Below are 15955 nucleotides of genomic sequence, written 5' to 3'. Positions count from 1 at the left end.
TGCCTTGCTCCGATGGGCAACCATAATGACAATGGGTTTGCTATCGGCGGTCGCGCGGCCATGCCGTTCGCGGCGATAGCCTTTTCGTGACGCCACGGCGGCGCTTGCCGCCGGTTTTCCTGCGGGGAATCATGCGGGCCAAGTCCAATCAGGAGTTTTTCGTCCGTTCGTCCTGGCAGGGGATACACCTGCACATCACCGTCACCGCGCTGATGCGGGGGCCGGCGGCGCCGGAGCTGTGGCGCGCGGCGCTGCGGCTGGTGCTCGCCAGGCATGATGTGTTCCGTCTGGGTTTTGTCGGCGACGGCGCGGAAGTGGCGGTGCGGCGGGCCGGACCGGTCGACGCCGTCTGCCGGTATCAGGCGCTGGCGGCGGCGGAGCTGGAATCCGGCCTGCGGCGCCTGGCCGCCCGCGACAATGCGGAGCCCTTCGATCTGGCCGAACCGCCGCTGTGCCGCTTCACGCTGGTGGATGTGGAGGGCAGGGACAGCGCCATGATCCTGACCTTCCATCACGCGCTGCTGGATGGCTGGTCGGTGCATCTGCTGTTGCAGCAAGTGCTGAAGCAGTACGGCGCGCTGTTGGCCGGAGACGCCGCTGTCGCCATGCCGGGCGGCCGGCCTTTCGGCGAGGCGATCGACGAAGAGCGAAGTTTGCTGGACGGCGAGGTCGGCGCGCGGCGCCTGGCATGGTGGCGTCATGCGCTGGCCGACGCGATCGACGTCGATGCGCCGCCGCCCGATCAGCCGCGGCCGGCCGGGCTGATCCATCGCGAGCTGCCGCCCGGGGTCGGCGCGGGAATGCGGGCGGAAGCGGTCAGAAACATGCTGTTGGCGGCCTATGCGCTGGCGCTGCGGGAGATGGAGCCGCGGCGGCCGCTGCTGGTCAACCTCAGCATGGGCAACCGCGGCTTGGCCCAGCGCAATACCCTGGGCCTGTTCTCCAACGCCTTGCCCATCCTGCTGCCGCCCAGGCTGCCGGACGGTCTGGACGCCGCCTGCGACGCGACGCGCCGGGCGGTGCGCGACTGCGAGGCCAATTCCTTGCCGGTGCTGCATCTGCTGCGCCAGTTGCGGCCCGATCTGTTCGCCAGCCACGGCGCGCTGGGCCTGTGCCACTGGCCGGCGCGCCATCAGTTCAATCCGCGGCCGCACTTCCTGCTGGATTACGCTTATGCCGGCCTGGCGGCGCAGTGGCGGCCGGATCTGGGCGCGGCCCTAAACTGGGCCGGCGCCGAGACCGAGCTGATGGCGACGCAGTTCGGCGAGCGCTGGGTGCTGGACCTGGTGTACAACGCCGCCGGCCCGGGCCGGCAGCAGGCCGAGGCGCTGCTGGAGCGGATGACGCTCATGGTTTGCGCGACGGCGCCTTCGGCTTGCTCGCCTCCGCCTTCTTGTCATCCATGTTCATGATCAGCGGCAGGCCGTTGGAGCCGGCGCCTATCACCACCACCTTGGCGTTGTCCGACTTGGCCAGCTGAATGGTGGCTTCTATGCCGCGCCAGCGCAGATAGCTGTCGCTCATGCCGTTGCTGACGATTTCCTGGAAGTGGCGGATGCCGGTGGCCTCTATCCGCTTGCGCTCGGCCTCCTTTTCCTCCTTGCTCAGCAGGAAGTTGTAGGTCTGCATTTCCTGATAGGCGGTGTTCTTTTTGATGATGGCTTCCTGCACGCCCGGCGGCAGCGTGACGGCCTTGATCAGGATGTCCTCTATTTCCACCCATTTCAGCCCCTTGCGGCCGTCGGGATTGAAGTTGTTGACCAGGTCGTAGCGCACCGAGGACAGTATCTGCTGCTGTATGGTCAGCCGGGACTGCGTGTAGACCTGCTCCGGCCGGTAATAGGCGATCACGTCGCGGGTGCGCGCGCCGACGCTGGGGGCGACCAGCGTCTCGGCGTAGTTCTCGCCGGCGTAGCGGTGCAGATAGGGCAGATTGGATGGATTGATGCGGAAGCGCCAGGCCATGCTGACCTTCATCGTCAGGCCGTCCGACGACAGCACGTCGAAGTCCCGTTCCACTCTTTGCAGCCTGGAATCGTAGATGTAGATGTGGTCCCAGGGCAGGATGATATGGGTGCCCTCGCCGTAGATGTGGTCCAGCTGGGTGCCGCCCTGGAAGCGTTTCCATTGCACGCCGAGCTGGCCGGGCCGGATGGTGTAGATCATCAGCGGCAGCAGGAAGACGAAGATGGCGAAGGCGACCGTGAACGGAATGGTCAACTCCCGCAGCCAGGCTTCGAAACGTCGGAGCGGCCGGCGTGGGGCGGCGGCGCTGACTGCGGCATCAGGCATGGTGGCTTTCCTCGCCAAGTTCGTACAGGCAACCGTCTTCCATGTGCAGCCGGCGGTCGGCCAGGTGGAAATAGCGGTCGTCATGGGTGACCGCGATCAGGGTCATGCCCCGTTCGCGCAGGCTGGGGACCAGAGTTTCGTAGAATTTGCGCCGGAAATGCGGGTCCTGGTCGGCGGCCCATTCGTCGAGCACGCACAGGGGCTTGTGCTCCAGCATCGCCGCGATCAGCGCCAGGCGCTTGCGCTGCCCGGTGGAGAGGTCCAGCGTGTTGAAGCCGTATTCGCCCATTTCGGCCTTGTCGGCTATCTCCATCTCGTCCAGCAGCCGTTCCGCTTCCTGATGGCTCCAGTCCTCCAGTCCGTACAGCTTGTCGAACAGGTGGAAGTCGGAGAATACCGCGCAAATCTGGTCGCGGTAGGTCTGCGCCCGCTCCGCCGCGACGGCGCGGCCGTTCAGCAGCAGCGAGCCGCTGGCCGGCGGATACAGCGCGGTGAGCAGCTTGATCAGCGTGGATTTGCCGGAGCCGTTGCCGCCGGTGATGAAGATGATTTCGCCGGCCCGGACCGACAGATTGATCGGCCCGACGGCGAAACCCTGGCCGTCGCTGCGTTCATGGCGGAAATGGATGTCTTTCAGTTCCAGGCTGCGGAAGGCGGCCGGCGCGTCCGAGGCGGCGTCGGCCTGCTTGGCCTGGGCGTGCTTGACCAGCGAACGCTCCAGCTCCAGCAGGTTTTCCACCGCGGCGGTGGCGGTGGCGATTTGCGGGATGGCGGCGATGATGCCTGAGATCGGCCCCACCAGGAACAGCACCGCGGTCAGCGTCTTCATCACGGTGTCGGTATAGGCCGGCGAAAACACCGGCAGCACGAACACCATGCTGCCCAGCACCAGGAACAGCGCGATCTGGGCGAACATGAAATTGACCGATATGCCGCGCTGGGCCACCTTGCGCAGCTGGGCGGTGATCTGCGACGTGGCCTCGACATCGTCTATCAGCGCCCCGGCGCGGCGGCTGGACAGCTTGACCTCCTTGAAGCCGCTCAGCATGCTGCCGATCTGGTCGTGCAGCCGGCTTTCCTGCTCGTTGGCCTGGTGCAGCATGGCGTGCACCGACTTCATCTTGGCCCAGTAGACCAGCGTGGCGCCGGCCATCACCGCGATGATCAGCAGCAGCGACATGATGGACAGCCAGGCGATGTACAGCGAGGCGAACACGATCAGGATGACGGACTGGAAGCCCAGCACGATGGTGCAGGCGGCCTGCGACAGCGTCTGGGTGTCGTTGCAGATGGCCGAGTAGATGCGGCCGTGGCCGCTGTGTTCCAGCATGGCCAGCTCGCAGGACTGCAGCGTCTTCACCATCCGGCAGCGGATCTGGTGGACGATGTCCTCGACCTCGTCGCAGGTCGCCAGCAGCACGTAGCGCTGGCTGTAGATGTACAGGCTCAGCACCAGGCCGTAGATGAGCACGTGGAAAAACTGCATGTCCACGTCCTTGATGTGTTCGGCCGCGTGATTGATCACCGCGAGCAGACCGGCGTTGGAGGCGCTGGCCAGCGCGGCCATCACGCCCAGCCGTTTCATCGGCAGCTTGCTTTGTTGGAACAGGAATTTGGATAGCAGCATTTCAGTGGGCGATGGAAGGGGACAAGGTTGGACTCAGCGGCGTTCGTCGGTGGAATAGGCGATCAGCAGATAGATCATCATCAGCACCGGCGTCATGAATATGGAGAACAGCATGGTGCGCAGAAAGCCCAGCCGGGTGCGTCGGCCCATATAGGCGACCACCAGGCACAGTCCCAGGTAGGAGTAAACGATCATGGCGTGGCCTCATGGTTTCTTGCCGGCGGCGCGCTGCAGCGGAATGGCGCCGAAGCCTATGGCGTGCACGTCGGCCTCGCAGTCGCCGTTGAAGGCGTACTGGCAGCTCAGCACGGTGACGGTGCCCTGCAGGTCCTTGCAGCTGGAGACGCTGAGCGGATTGAAATAGGTGGTGGTGTAATTGTCCGGCTCCAGCGGCAAGTTCAGATTGACCACCGAGGAGCCGGAGGATTCGCGGCTGCCGTTTCGGTGGTATTCGATGCCGAGTATCAGCGTCCGCAGCGTGTCCTGCGAGTGGTTGATGATCTTGATGGACGGCGAGCAATAGCTGTGCGAGCCCCCGGAGTCCAGGCCGTAGACATGGGCCTGGCTGATGGCGACGTCGATGGCGCCGTGCTGCACCGGCGGGGTTCGCGTGGCGGTCTGCACCGGCGAGGTCTGGTCCTTGGTATAGGGAAAATCGGCGTGGGCGGCCAGTGCCCAGGCCGCGGCGGCGCAAAGGGCGGGGAGGAGCGGGCCGCGGTGCGGCCGGCGAGGGCGGTTAGGCGTCATCGGGCAGGGCTTCCGGCGGACGGCCCGGCCGCGGCGCCAGGCCGCGGGCCGGACCGGATCGTTATTTTTTTGCTTGCTCGAACTGCTCCTGGTAATAGCTGCGCACTTTCTGCGGATCGAAGTTGAGGAAGGTGCCGCCGGACTCGAAGTGCTGGATGAACACCTTGCCCAGCGCGTAAGTGGAGGCCGCGCCCAGCGCCGGCAACGTCAGAAAGCTGGCGGCGAAGCCCAGCAGCGGAATCCCCTTCAGCAGCGAGAATACCGTGGTGGCCAGGCTGGCCGGCACCACGCTGCCCAGCAGGGCGGCGATGATGGACTTGGCCTGGTTCTCGCTGAACGGCACCTGGTACAGCGCCGACAGCCTGGCCAGGAACTTCAGCTGCACGCCGGCGATCACCGCCATGTCCAGCAGCGGCACCGGCACCAGGCCGGCGCCGGCGGCCCAGGGCATGTAGCTGCGCATCAGCGCCAGCGCTTCCGCCTCGCGGCCGGAGGCGCCGTGCGATTCGACGCCGGCGTCGGCGCCTGCCGCCGCGCCGGCGTGGTCGGCGGCGCGGGTTTCAGTGTGTGCGACCATATCAATCTCCCAAAGTCTTGACCTGTGCAACGGTGGGCATGCCAAACCGCCAGTTTGCAAGCGCATGGTGCGATGGCGGGAGTCGCATCATGGTGAGGCGAATTCGTCCAGGCTGCGCATTTGCTGTTCCAGCGACTGCGCCAGCAGTTTCATGTCGTTGCCGAAGGCGACGAAGCGGAAGCCCTGACGGGCGTAGCGCTGCGCCAACTCCAGGCTGTAGGCGAAGATGCCGGGAATCTTGCCGTGGCGGTGGCAGGCCTCCAGCACCTGTTCGATGGCGGCGTCCATCAGCGCGCCGGTCACCTGGCCGGCCTGGCCCAGGTCGCAGGCCAGATCGCCGCAGCCGACGAACAGCACGTCTATGCCGTCGACGGCGGCGATCTCGTCGGCGGCGGCCACCGCTTGCGCCGACTCGATCTGGACGATGGTCAGCAGCGCGTGATTGGCCTCGGCGAAGTAGTCGGGCAGACGCGAAAAATAGCCGGAGCAGCGAATCGGATTGACGCCGCGGTGGCCGCGCGGCGGATAGTAGGCGCAGTCCGCCACCGCCCGCGCCTCGGCCGCCGATTCCACCTTGGGCACCATGAGCCCCAGCGCGCCGCAGTCCAACGCCGCCTCTATCAGGTGGCGCTCGTTGCGCGCCACCCTGGCCATGCCGGTGGTGCGCGAACCGTTCATCGCCTGAAGCATCTGGATCAGGTCGCGGCGGTCCGCCGGCGAGGCCTCCATGTCCACCAGCAGCCAGTCCGGGCCGCGGGTGGCGCAGCATTCGGCGATCAGCGCGCTGGCCGATACCAGGAACAGGCCGAAACAGGTGTGGCCGGCGGCCAGCTTGTCCCTGACCGGGTTGCCGGTGTTCAGCAGCGGGTGAAGCGGCGCTTTATTCGACATGCGGATTCTCCAGGGACTGTCCGGCGAGGCGCCGGATGGCGTTCAGCGTGACGGCGGGAAGTGTCAGTATGGTCTGCGCCGACGCGGCGCGGCGGCGTTCGGCGTAGCCTTCGCCGGGCATCCTGGCCAAACGGCCAGCCTGTCCGGTTTCGCGGCAGTGCCCGGCGATGGCGGACGCCTCGGCCTTGACGGCGGCCAGGCCGGACGGCGCGAGGGCGGGATTGATCGCCAGGAACAGGCCGCCGTTGCCGGCGTCTTCGGGCCGGGTGACATGGCCGGCGCCGGCCAGCGCGCCGGCCAGCAGCTCGACCAGCACGGCCAGGCCATAGCCCTTGTGGCCGGCCAGCTCGCCGCCCAGCGGTTGCATGGTCGCCTGCGGCGGATCGGCGTACAGCAGCGACGGGTCCTGCGTCGGCTGGCCATCGGCGCCGAGCAGGCAGCCGGGCGGCAGCGTCGCGCCCTCCTGCGCCCGGCGCCGGACATAGCCTTCGGACACCGCGGTGGTGCTCATGTCCAGCACCACCGGGTCGGCGTCGTCGGACGGAAAGGCCAGCAGTAGCGGATTGGTGCACAGCCGGCCCAGGCGTCCGTCGGGCGCCGCCACCCGCTGGCCGCGGCCCTGGAAATTGCAGAAGCCCATCACGGCCAGCGGCTGTTGCGGCGCGCCGGCCAGCTGGCGGCCCAGCGCCGCGAGCCGGCCCAAGTGGTGGCCGTGCCGCAGGCAGACCATGGCCAGCGGCTGTTCGCGGCTCATTCGCAGCAGGGCGTCGGCGATGGCCTCGCGGGCCAGGACGCCGAAGGCGCGCCGGCCGTCGACGACGGCGACATTGGGCGCGGTCTGCTCCGTGGCCGGCCGGGCCGAGGGGGCCAGCCTGCCGGCGCGGATGTCGGCGATATAGTCGATCAGGCGCAGCACGCCATGCGAGGGGTAGCCGAGCCGTTCGTTTTCCAGCAGATCGTCGGCCACCCGCCGCGCCAGCTCGGCCGGCGCGCCGTGGTCTTGCAGCGCGCGCCGCGCCAGTTCGCGCAATTCGTCCACGGCGATGTCGGCGTTCATGGATTCACCGGGTGGGGGGTGCCGACGTCGCTGAGCGCCGACACGCACAGCCGGAATTTGCCGGTCGGCGATTCCGGCATGCGGTCGAATTGTTCGAACTCGATGGCGAACGGGTAGCCGGTATGGTGGTGGATGCGCTCGACGATGGCGTCGCAGCGCTGGCGGGAAATGCCGGCCGGCGCCATCAGGCGGATGCGCAGCTTGTCCAGGCTGTCCTGCACCACCTGGAACCATTCGATCTCCTCGAAACGCATGATCAGGAAAGAGAACAGATAGGCGTCGACATAGGCGCCGTCCGGCGTGACGATCAGGTCCTGCTGGCGGCCGGCGACATGGCTCATGCGCGGCAGGCCGAGGCCGGACGCGCACTGGCCGGACATCGGGGCGGCCAGATCGCTGGTCTCGTAGCGGATCAGCGGCATCGAGAAGTTGTTCAGCGTGGTCAGCACCACGCGGCCGGTCTCGCCCGGCAGGCAGGCGGCGCCGTCGTCGCGGAGAAATTCCTCCGCGACGTTCTCCACCTGGATCAGCATGCCGTCGTGGCAGGGGCTTTCATGCGCGACGATATTGGTCTCGCGCGAGCCGTATTTGTCGTACACCTCGCAGCCGAAGACTTTCTGCAGCCGCTCGCGGATGATGGGGGGCAGCGGTTCGGACGTGCCCTGGATGGCTCGCAGCGCCGGCACCGTTATCGTCTCGCGCTCCATCTGCCGCGCGATCAGGTGCATGGCGTTGGTATAGGTGCTGATCAGCACCGGATTGAAGCGGGCCAGGCTGCGGGTGAAGCGGCCTATCAGCTCCGGCGACAGCCGGAAGGTATTGAATTCCCGGCGGTTGCTGAGCAGGTTCTTCAGCTGGTCCGACACGCTTTTCAGGTTCCAGTAGATGGACGATCCCCATAGCAGCGCGAACGGCTCGCCCACTTTCCAGCCGGCGCACCATTGATAGGTGCGCAGCTGGTGGGCGCGCATCCACAGCCGGAAGTCCGCGTCCTGGGCGAAGCAGGCGCGCTTGCCGGTGGAGCCGCTGCTGTAGTTGGTCTGCAGCGTGGCGCGGTCGGCGCGGCTGGAGATCAGTTCCGCCTGGTTGGCGGTCAGCGCCTGGCGGGTCAGCAACGGCAGCTTGGCCAGATCGGCCAGCGAGTTGAAGTCGTCCGGCACCAGGCCGCGTTCGCGGAATACCCGGGTGTAGTAGGGCACGCTCTGGTAGGCGTGGCTCAGCAGCGCGTGCAGCTTGCGCATCTGCAGTTCGCGGCAGGCCTGCGGCGACAGGTGCTGGGTTTCCTCCAGCCATTGCAGGCGGCGGGCCACGTCTTGGCGACCCTGCAGCTTTTCGCAGCCCCAGTACAGCCGGCGGGCCAGAGCCGGGTCGAAGGTCATGGCTTCTCCTGGTGGAAGGCGCGGTAGCGGCCGAGCAGGCCGTCCAGCGCGGCATCGAATGCCAGGCTGTCGGCCTCGGACAGCAGGAGCCTGGCTTGCGAGCGGTATTGCAATTCCAGCGTGTCGTTGAACCAGGCGGCCAGGATGGCCGAGTGGCTGAACGAGCAGGAAATGTCGGCGATGTCCTGGTTGGCGTCCCAGTCGTAGAACAGCACTGGGCCGACGCCGTCGAGGTGCCGGCGCAGCTCGCTCAGCACCGATTCCGGCGCCAGCCGCTGCAGCAGGAACAGATAGGTCGGCAGATAGATCAGAAAGCGCGCCTCCAGCAGGCCCAGCAGGCGGTCGCCGTAGACGAAGCGGCTGTCCGAATAGCAGTAGCCGGCCAGGCGGCGGCGTTCGTCGTCGCCGGGGCGCTTGCGCGGCGCCGTCAGGAATTGCTCGAAATCGGTGTGTCCATCGACTAGTTTCAGGCCCTGCCATACCGATTCGACCGAGCGCGCCAGCCCGCCGGGCTGTCCCGGCACCGGAATGAGCGGCTCCGGCCATAGCTGGAACGGGTTGAAGCAGCGGAAGCCGAGCATATTGGCGGGCGCGCCGTTGAAGCTGTCCACCATCAGGCAGGAGGACGCGTCGTCCTGCATGATGGCCAGCGCGGCCTGCCGGGAGGTGGAAATGGCCGGATAGTGGGGCATCGCCGCCGCTCAGACCGCGGTGTCCGCGGCGCCGTCCAGCTGGCATAGCCGGCGTTCGTCGCCGCGGCGGTAGACATGGCCGTCGTCGGTCCGGTCTTCCAACTGCCATTGTGGGCGCGGCTGGCTGTATTTATTGTCGCGGCCCCAATCCTGCAGCTTGATGCCCAGCCGGTTCGCCTCCTGCTCCAGATAGCCGGGCAGCGCGGCGAAGGGGACCACGACGAAGCGGGCGCCGACGGCGGCATAGGCGGCCAGCTCGTCCAGCCGCGGCAAGTCGCTGAGATAGACTACCAGCGAGCCTTCGGGCCGCGGCGCCAGTTCCGCCAGCAGATGCCGCGCCACGTCCCAGTCGTCGCCCTGCCATTCCGCCACCACCTGCCGGTTGTCGCAAACGATGCTCGCCGCGCGGCGGTCGGCGTGCGCCTCTGCCCGTTCCTGCAGCGGCCGCAGCCAGTCGCCGTGGGTCTGGAAGCTCCACTGGTAGGCCAGGTCTTCCTTTTCCAGCATCATGGTGGCCATATTGTAGCGGGTCAGCGGCGCCTCGATTTCGTCGCGCTCCACCTGGAAGCCCTGCTCGCGCAGAAACTCCAGCCGCGCGCGGTTATTCGACATCAGCAGGATCTTGTCCACCTGGAGGAAGTGCAGGATGGCGGCCACCGCCTCGTAGGAGCGGCTGTCCAGCGGGGCGTGGAAGCGCTGGTAGACTTCGTCGGTGTCCAGATTATGGTTTTGCCGGTAGTCGTAGATGCGGAAATGCTTTTCTATGCCCAGACCGCGCGCGTCCTGGTCTATGCCGTAGATCACCAGTCCGCCCTGGCGCTGCGAGATGCGGCGGAAAGCCTCGTCCAGCTGGAAGCCGCAATCGCACTGCTGGGAGTGCATCACGTGGCCGAAGAAGCAGGCCGACTCTATCCGCAGCGGCACCGCCGACAGCGAGGACAGGTCGCCCAGCGCGGCGCAGGCCCAGCGCTTGCCCTGGAATTCGAAGTAGTGCAGCTGGAAATAGTTGACGCTGTCGTCGATCTTCAGCGGCAGGCGCACCGGCCCGACTATCATTTCCAGCGAATCCGCATGGCTGCTTGTCATGTCTTCTCCTTTGCTAAAGATGGGGCCGGGCTCAGATGCGCCGCGACAGCAGGGCCCGCGCCCAGGTCGGCCTGCCTGAAAAAATGCACGGGGCGGGCTCGTCCGCCGCCGCGAAGCTGCACAGCTCTCCCATGCGCCACGCCGCCACCGCCTCGGTGTGCAGCCGCGTCGGACAGACCGGCGCGATCACGCTCTTGCGCGCCGCCAGCGCCTGGCGGGCCTCCGCTTCCGACGCCGCGAAGGCGATCTGGCCGCGCGCGCGGCGCAGCACGGCGGCGCCGGCGTAGTCGTCGATATCGGCCAGCGCGTCGGCCAGCCGCTGCGACAAGGCGTCGGCATCGTCGGTCGGGGCGGTCGCCAGCTCCAGCTCCAGCTCCTGGTCGGTATCGGTGCGGTACAGGCGCAGCCTGGGCAGGTCCTGGGCATGGCGCTGGCCGAAATACAGCAGCAGCAGCGGCGCGCCGCGCTTGCGCCAATGCCGGATTCTGGCCGTCAGCGCCTTGGCGTCGTCGCAGTGTTCCAGCGCCGGACGCAGGCCGAGCGCCCGCAGCCGCTGTTGCAGGCCGTGCAGCCGCCGCCCGTCGTCCTCGCCCGGGGCGCGCGCCAGTATGGCCACCTGCACCGGCGCCAGCCGGGGATGAACCGACAGCGAGCCGTCGGCCTTGGCCGACAGGAACAGCTGGGCGTACAGCATCCGCCGGCTGGCGAAGCCGTCCAACTGCCAGGCGTGCCGCCGCTGCTCGCCCTTTCCCAGGCCGATGTCATAGCGTCGGGACAGCCGCTGTCCTTGAAAATACAGCGCCGAGGTCTGCACGCATTCGCCGCTGGGCAACGGGGTGTCGCCGCCGACGGCCCATTCGTACAAGGCCTCGCGGTTGCCCCAGGGCGGGCGCACGCCGACCAGCTGGGGCAGCGGCAGCGATTCCGCCAGCCGCGCCAGGCCCAGGTGCAGCCGTTGCAGATCGCGCTGCGCGTCCGGCATGGCGGCGTGGCAGCAGTGGAATTCGAATACGTCGGCCGCCTCCAGCGCGGCGAACACGCCCTTGCCGCTGCGGTCGGCCGAGCTGACCGGCCGAAAATAGCGCGCGCGCTGGAACAGGCGGATGGGCAGCGTTTCAGGCTGGCTGAGCAACTGTCGCCAGTGGCTGGCGATCACCTGTTCGCCGGTGGGCGTCAGCACGCCGCGCGAGCGGCCCTGGGCCCGGTCCAGGCCGGTGGCCACCTGCAGCAGGCAGCGCTCGGCGTCCAGCAGATCGGCCATCGGCTCGAAGCATTCCTGCGGCACCACCTGGGGATAGGCGTACTCGTCCAGCTCCAGCTCGCCGAAGGCCTCGCGCAGCAATTGCGCCAGCCGTTCGCTCAGCGCCACGCCCCATGGCAGCAGCACGCAGGCGCCGGGCACCGGCACGGCGCCGAGGTCGCAGACGCCGGCCTGCTTGAGCAGGCGCGCGAATTCGCCCTGGTTCAGGTCGAGGCTCGGCTCGGACGGGCGCGGCGGCCACGGCAGCCGCGGCGCGACCGGGCGCAGGTCGGCCAGCCAGCCGGGCAGGGGCGGCAGGGCGCCGGACAGCGCGTCCGCGTCGATCTGCGGGCACGGGGGGCCCGGATGGACATCGCTTGGCATGGGGCTCAGTTGGCCACGTATTCGGAGATTTTGCTGGTGCGATAACGGTTGTCGCCGGCCAAGGACACGCCGTCGACCAGGGTGCGGTTGATCATCGGATGTTCCTCGTGGGTCGGGCCGAAGTCCGAGTCCGGGTGGTAGATCACGATGCGCAGCGGGCTGTGTTCGGTGTGGAAACTGTGGATCTCGTCGGCGGGCAGCACGAAGATCTTGCCGGCGACCAGTTCCAGACGTTCCTGCTCGGTCAGACAATAGCCTTCGCCCTCGATGATGATGCCGATGCGCACCGACGGGTGGGTGTGGGCGGTCTGGTGCAGGTGCGGCGGCACATACAAGTAGTTGAGGCAGGGGTCGCCCTTGATGATGGGCGAGATCAGCAGGCTGTCGGAGCAGCCGTCGATGTATTTCAGCCGGCCCAGCCGCTCCACCGGGCCGCCGTACAGCGGCGCGCCGTGATAATCCTGGCGGATGCCGACCAGTCCGACGAAGGGGCCGAGCCGCGCGGGGCCGGGCACCGAGAAGAACATGCCGGCGTGCAGCGTTTGCTCCAGATCGGCGTGGAAGACCTGCAGCGGTCCCTGCAGGACAAAACCGTAGGCGGTGCAACCGGGCTCCACCCGGGTCTCCTGGATGCCGGCCGGGACATGCAGGCAGGATGGGAAGCGCTGGTCCAGATCGTGTCGCGACAGTGCTTGGCGTATGTCGAACATTTCCATGTCAATATCCTTTGATATTCAACGTTCTGGGGACTCAACAGCCGGTGTGCGATTTTCTCAGCGTAGAAACGCGTACCCAGAATGCAAGAATTTTTTGATATATGGTTATGTGGAAATATCACCGTCTGTGTAATCTATTCATAAGTATTTTTACCGATTTGACATGAGGTTTTCGCCCGGTCGAGGGGCCGCCGGCGCGAAAAGCCGGCCTGGCGCGATGGGCCGGAGCCTTGGCGCACAGGCGTTTTGCGCAAGGACAGGAGCGGAGGGATCGGCCGGCGTGGCGGCCGCAGCGATATGCCTAATAATGCTGTTGAAATATTTGGCATGGATTGTTAAACAGCCGCCCGGCGATTTCGTCGGGCGGCCTGGGCCGGATCGGATCGCCGCGTTTGGGCTGCGTTGCCGGCAAAAAGATCTTGAACAGGCGCTTAGGACTCTTTTTTTATTTCCCGCGCGCAGCGCTCGGGGAGGGCGCATGGTTTGTTCTGATTGAAAATATGCTAAAGAAATTTAAATTTGATAATTTTATGCATGAAGCAATATTATGGCGTTTTCTCATTCGCTGGCGGGGCAGGGCGAACTGCCATCCCCTCCCGGCAGTCGGAGAGATTGATCATTTCCGAGCAGAAACGACAAGGAAGTCCATTGATGAAAAAGTTGGCGAGCACTTTGATGATGATGGTTGCGCCGGGCCTGGTCTGGGCCGCGGATGCGGCCCAGCCGGACGGATGGTCCGGGTCGATCGGGCTGGGACTGGGCTTTTACCAGGTCTCCTCGAACTTCGTGAAGTCGCAGAACGACAACCGCAAGACGATCACCACGCTTAATCAGCAGCCGGCGTCCGACGACTATGCCACCGCCCTGCCGCGGGGCAGCCTGTTCTATTCCATTCCCGGCAGCCAGACCCAGTTGTTCTTCGGCCTGGCGCCGGTGGAGAAGCTGGGGCTGGGCAGCGCGCTGCAGCTTGGCGCACGCCACCGCTTTGACGACCAGGGCTTGCTGACCGCCGGCTTCACCTACGATCAGCAGGAGGTGTGGACCGATCCGTACGCGCTGAACGTCGCGCGTTCCGATACCAAGCTGAAGACCTCCGGCTTCGGGGTCAACTGGGACGGCATCCTGGGCACCGGCGTGACCGCCGGCGTCTCCTACAACCATATCACGCTGGGCCAGGAAAGCAGCGGCCAGGCGGCAGGCCTGTCCGCCGCCGATCAGAATCGGCTCAGAAGAAGCGGTTCCAGCGTCGACGCGCAGCTGGGCTACGCCTTCAAGCTGGACGGCAGCCAGACGCTGACGCCGGCGCTGATCTACGGCAAGAACAACGCCGACGGCGACGCGATGCGCTTCAAGCGGGCCGGCGTCAAGCTGGATTACGAGTGGAAGGCCGGCGCCAATGTGCTGCAGGCTTCGCTGGCGGCGACCAAGACGCGGTACGACGCGGGCAATCCGCTGTTCGCCGGCGCCAAGGCCGACAGTTCCGACCTGCTGGCCAGCGCGACCTATATCCGCAACGGGATATGGGGATACAAGCCGGTATCCGCCTACGCCTCGCTGCTGTACGGCAAATCCGATTCCGACATCGCCTTCTTCTACGGCAAGGTCGGCGCTGTCAATGTCGGGGTGTCGTACAATTTCTAAGCCGAATCCGGGCCGGGCCCGGTATTTCCAATCTCACTGATTTTCCCCGCATGCCGGCGCGAAACCCGCGCCGGCTCTTCTTTTTGCCTGCCATCATCGCTATCGTCCGCCTCGATTCCCCGCAGAACGACTGAAAATGTCTTGCAATGAAATGTCTTAATTATATTTGTTTTGCATAATTTTTGCTTTGTTAGTCAATCATTGTCATGTAATAATCTCAATGTAATTTGTTCTATTCAAATAATATGACAAATATGTACGGGAGCTGAGTGCGATGGTGGCAACGATCTTCAATGAGACGGAGTCGGAAGTGCGCAGTTATTGCCGGGCCTTCCCCGCGGTGTTCTCCCAGGCCAAGGGAGAGTTCTTGCGCGATGTGGACGGCAAACGGTACCTGGATTTCTTCGCGGGCGCGGGATCGCTCAACTACGGTCATAACGACGAAGACATGGTGGAAGCCGCGGTGGCCTATATGCGCGGCGAAGGGATTTTGAACGGTCTGGACCTGAACACCGAGGCCAAGGCCGAGTTCATCGAGGCCTTCCGTGATCTGATCCTGCGTCCCAGGGGGCTGGATTACAAGCTGCAGTTCACCGGACCGACCGGGGCCAATGCGGTGGAGGCGGCGCTGAAGCTGGCGCGGAAGGTGACGCAGCGGCCGGACATCGCCTGCTTCTCCGGCGGCTATCACGGCATGTCGCTGGGCGCCTTGTCGGTGACGGCCAACGCCGTCAAGCGGGCTTCGCTGGTGGTGCAGGTGCCGGGCGTGGTGCGCTTGCCGTTCGAGGGCGCGATACAGGGCGATGTCGACAGCCAGCTGGGCGTGTTGCGCGACATGCTGTGCCGTCCGGGTTTCGGCATAGACGCGCCGGCGGCCTTCGTGCTGGAGTGCGTGCAGGGCGAAGGCGGACTGAACTGCGCCTCGGCGAAATGGCTGCAGGGCGTGGCCGCGCTGGCCAGGCAGCTGGGCGCCTTGCTGATCGTCGACGAGATTCAGACCGGCTGCGGCCGCACCGGCCGCTTCTTCAGTTTCGAGCACGCCGGCATAGAGCCGGACATCGTCTGCCTGTCCAAGTCCCTGAGCGGGGCGGGGCTGCCGTTCTCGCTGAACCTGATCAAGCCTGAGATCGATATCTGGAAGCCGGGCGAGCACAACGGCACTTTCCGCGGCAACAACCTGGCGATGGTGATGGCCACGGCGGCGCTGAAGAAGTATTGGAGCACGCCCGATTTCGCGCGGGAAGTGGCCAGCAAGGGCGACGCGCTGGCCGAGGCCTTGCGCCGCGCCACGGCCCCCGCGGCCGGCGAGATCGATGTGATAGGCAAGGGCCTGATGCTGGGTTTGCGCTTTAGCCAGCCCGAGCATGCGCGCGCCGCCGCGCGCCGTCTGTTCGACGACGGCCTGTTGATCGAGGTGTGCGGCCCCCGCAACGAGGTGCTGAAGCTGATGCCGGTGCTGACGATGGAGCGCCGGACGCTGCTGTCCGCCGGGCAGCGCATCGCCGACTGCGCGCTCGCCTTGCTGGGGCAGACGGTGGAAACCTCCGTGGCCTGATCGACCGCTCCCGGCTGGGCGGCCCGGCATCCGGGCCGCCCGCCTGGATTCGCGCCCATTTCTCAATCTTC

15 protein-coding genes are annotated in these 15955 nt (G+C 66.2%); 3 read left to right on the top strand and 12 right to left on the bottom strand.

The features are described 5' to 3' along the window. The first annotated feature begins 131 nt into the window (after nucleotides 1-131). Nucleotides 132-1412, top strand: coding sequence for a condensation domain-containing protein (locus CXB49_RS11500; protein WP_101708525.1), 1281 nt, complete (start codon nucleotides 132-134; stop codon nucleotides 1410-1412). Here the strand turns inward: CXB49_RS11500 and CXB49_RS11495 are convergent. The 12 genes from CXB49_RS11495 to CXB49_RS11450 form a co-directional block, all read right to left on the bottom strand. Further along, nucleotides 1348-2292: a prohibitin family protein gene (locus tag CXB49_RS11495; RefSeq protein WP_158300790.1), complete on the bottom strand. Its 945-nt coding sequence runs from the start codon at nucleotides 2290-2292 to the stop codon at nucleotides 1348-1350. The genes CXB49_RS11500 and CXB49_RS11495 overlap by 65 nt on opposite strands. Next, a complete protein-coding gene (locus tag CXB49_RS11490) occupies nucleotides 2285-3859 on the bottom strand; it encodes a cyclic peptide export ABC transporter (protein WP_369826578.1) in 1575 nt (524 codons plus the stop codon). The genes CXB49_RS11495 and CXB49_RS11490 overlap by 8 nt, the downstream gene beginning before the upstream one ends. A 93-nt stretch (nucleotides 3860-3952) precedes the next feature. Next, nucleotides 3953-4114, bottom strand: a complete 162-nt coding sequence (locus CXB49_RS23955) for a hypothetical protein (protein WP_199406834.1) — start codon at nucleotides 4112-4114, stop codon at nucleotides 3953-3955. A 9-nt stretch (nucleotides 4115-4123) separates the two neighbouring features. Next, complete coding sequence (locus CXB49_RS11485) at nucleotides 4124-4666, bottom strand: hypothetical protein (RefSeq protein ID WP_101708522.1); 543 nt, start codon at nucleotides 4664-4666, stop codon at nucleotides 4124-4126. A gap of 61 nt (nucleotides 4667-4727) precedes the next feature. Then, on the bottom strand, nucleotides 4728-5243 hold the full coding sequence (locus CXB49_RS11480; protein ID WP_158300789.1) for a YcjF family protein: 516 nt from the start codon (nucleotides 5241-5243) through the stop codon (nucleotides 4728-4730). Between the two features lie 87 nt (nucleotides 5244-5330). After that, a complete protein-coding gene (locus CXB49_RS11475) occupies nucleotides 5331-6134 on the bottom strand; it encodes an HpcH/HpaI aldolase/citrate lyase family protein (RefSeq protein WP_101708520.1) in 804 nt (267 codons plus the stop codon). Further along, nucleotides 6124-7191, bottom strand: coding sequence for an Ldh family oxidoreductase (locus CXB49_RS11470; RefSeq protein WP_158300788.1), 1068 nt, complete (start codon nucleotides 7189-7191; stop codon nucleotides 6124-6126). The genes CXB49_RS11475 and CXB49_RS11470 overlap by 11 nt, the downstream gene beginning before the upstream one ends. Then, nucleotides 7188-8570 (bottom strand): phenylacetate--CoA ligase family protein, encoded by a 1383-nt coding sequence (locus CXB49_RS23535; protein ID WP_158300787.1) that lies wholly within the window; start codon nucleotides 8568-8570, stop codon nucleotides 7188-7190. Before CXB49_RS23535 ends, CXB49_RS11470 begins: the two co-directional genes overlap by 4 nt. Further along, on the bottom strand, nucleotides 8567-9262 hold the full coding sequence (locus tag CXB49_RS11465) for a hypothetical protein (protein WP_101708518.1): 696 nt from the start codon (nucleotides 9260-9262) through the stop codon (nucleotides 8567-8569). Before CXB49_RS11465 ends, CXB49_RS23535 begins: the two co-directional genes overlap by 4 nt. Nucleotides 9263-9271: 9 nt before the next feature. After that, nucleotides 9272-10348 (bottom strand): hypothetical protein, encoded by a 1077-nt coding sequence (locus CXB49_RS11460; protein ID WP_101708517.1) that lies wholly within the window; start codon nucleotides 10346-10348, stop codon nucleotides 9272-9274. Between the two features lie 31 nt (nucleotides 10349-10379). Beyond that, nucleotides 10380-11972, bottom strand: coding sequence for a hypothetical protein (locus CXB49_RS11455; RefSeq protein ID WP_101708516.1), 1593 nt, complete (start codon nucleotides 11970-11972; stop codon nucleotides 10380-10382). Between the two features lie 5 nt (nucleotides 11973-11977). Further along, entirely contained in the window at nucleotides 11978-12688 is a 711-nt protein-coding gene (locus CXB49_RS11450) for a cupin domain-containing protein (RefSeq protein ID WP_101708515.1), read from the bottom strand. Nucleotides 12689-13339: 651 nt separating this feature from the next. On the opposite strand from CXB49_RS11450, the gene CXB49_RS11445 reads away from it, so the two are divergent. Together CXB49_RS11445 and CXB49_RS11440 are read left to right on the top strand one after the other, a co-directional pair. Then, nucleotides 13340-14329, top strand: a complete 990-nt coding sequence (locus CXB49_RS11445; RefSeq protein WP_158300786.1) for a DUF2860 family protein — start codon at nucleotides 13340-13342, stop codon at nucleotides 14327-14329. 274 nt (nucleotides 14330-14603) lie between these two features. Beyond that, the gene (locus CXB49_RS11440; RefSeq protein ID WP_101708513.1) at nucleotides 14604-15884 is read left to right on the top strand and encodes an aspartate aminotransferase family protein; all 1281 of its coding nucleotides are present in this window, start codon (nucleotides 14604-14606) and stop codon (nucleotides 15882-15884) included. Nucleotides 15885-15955: the final 71 nt, after the last annotated feature.

The sequence above is a fragment of the Chromobacterium sp. ATCC 53434 genome, assembly GCF_002848345.1.
GTDB lineage: Bacteria > Pseudomonadota > Gammaproteobacteria > Burkholderiales > Chromobacteriaceae > Chromobacterium.
This window is presented reverse-complemented; position numbering and strand designations above follow the sequence as displayed.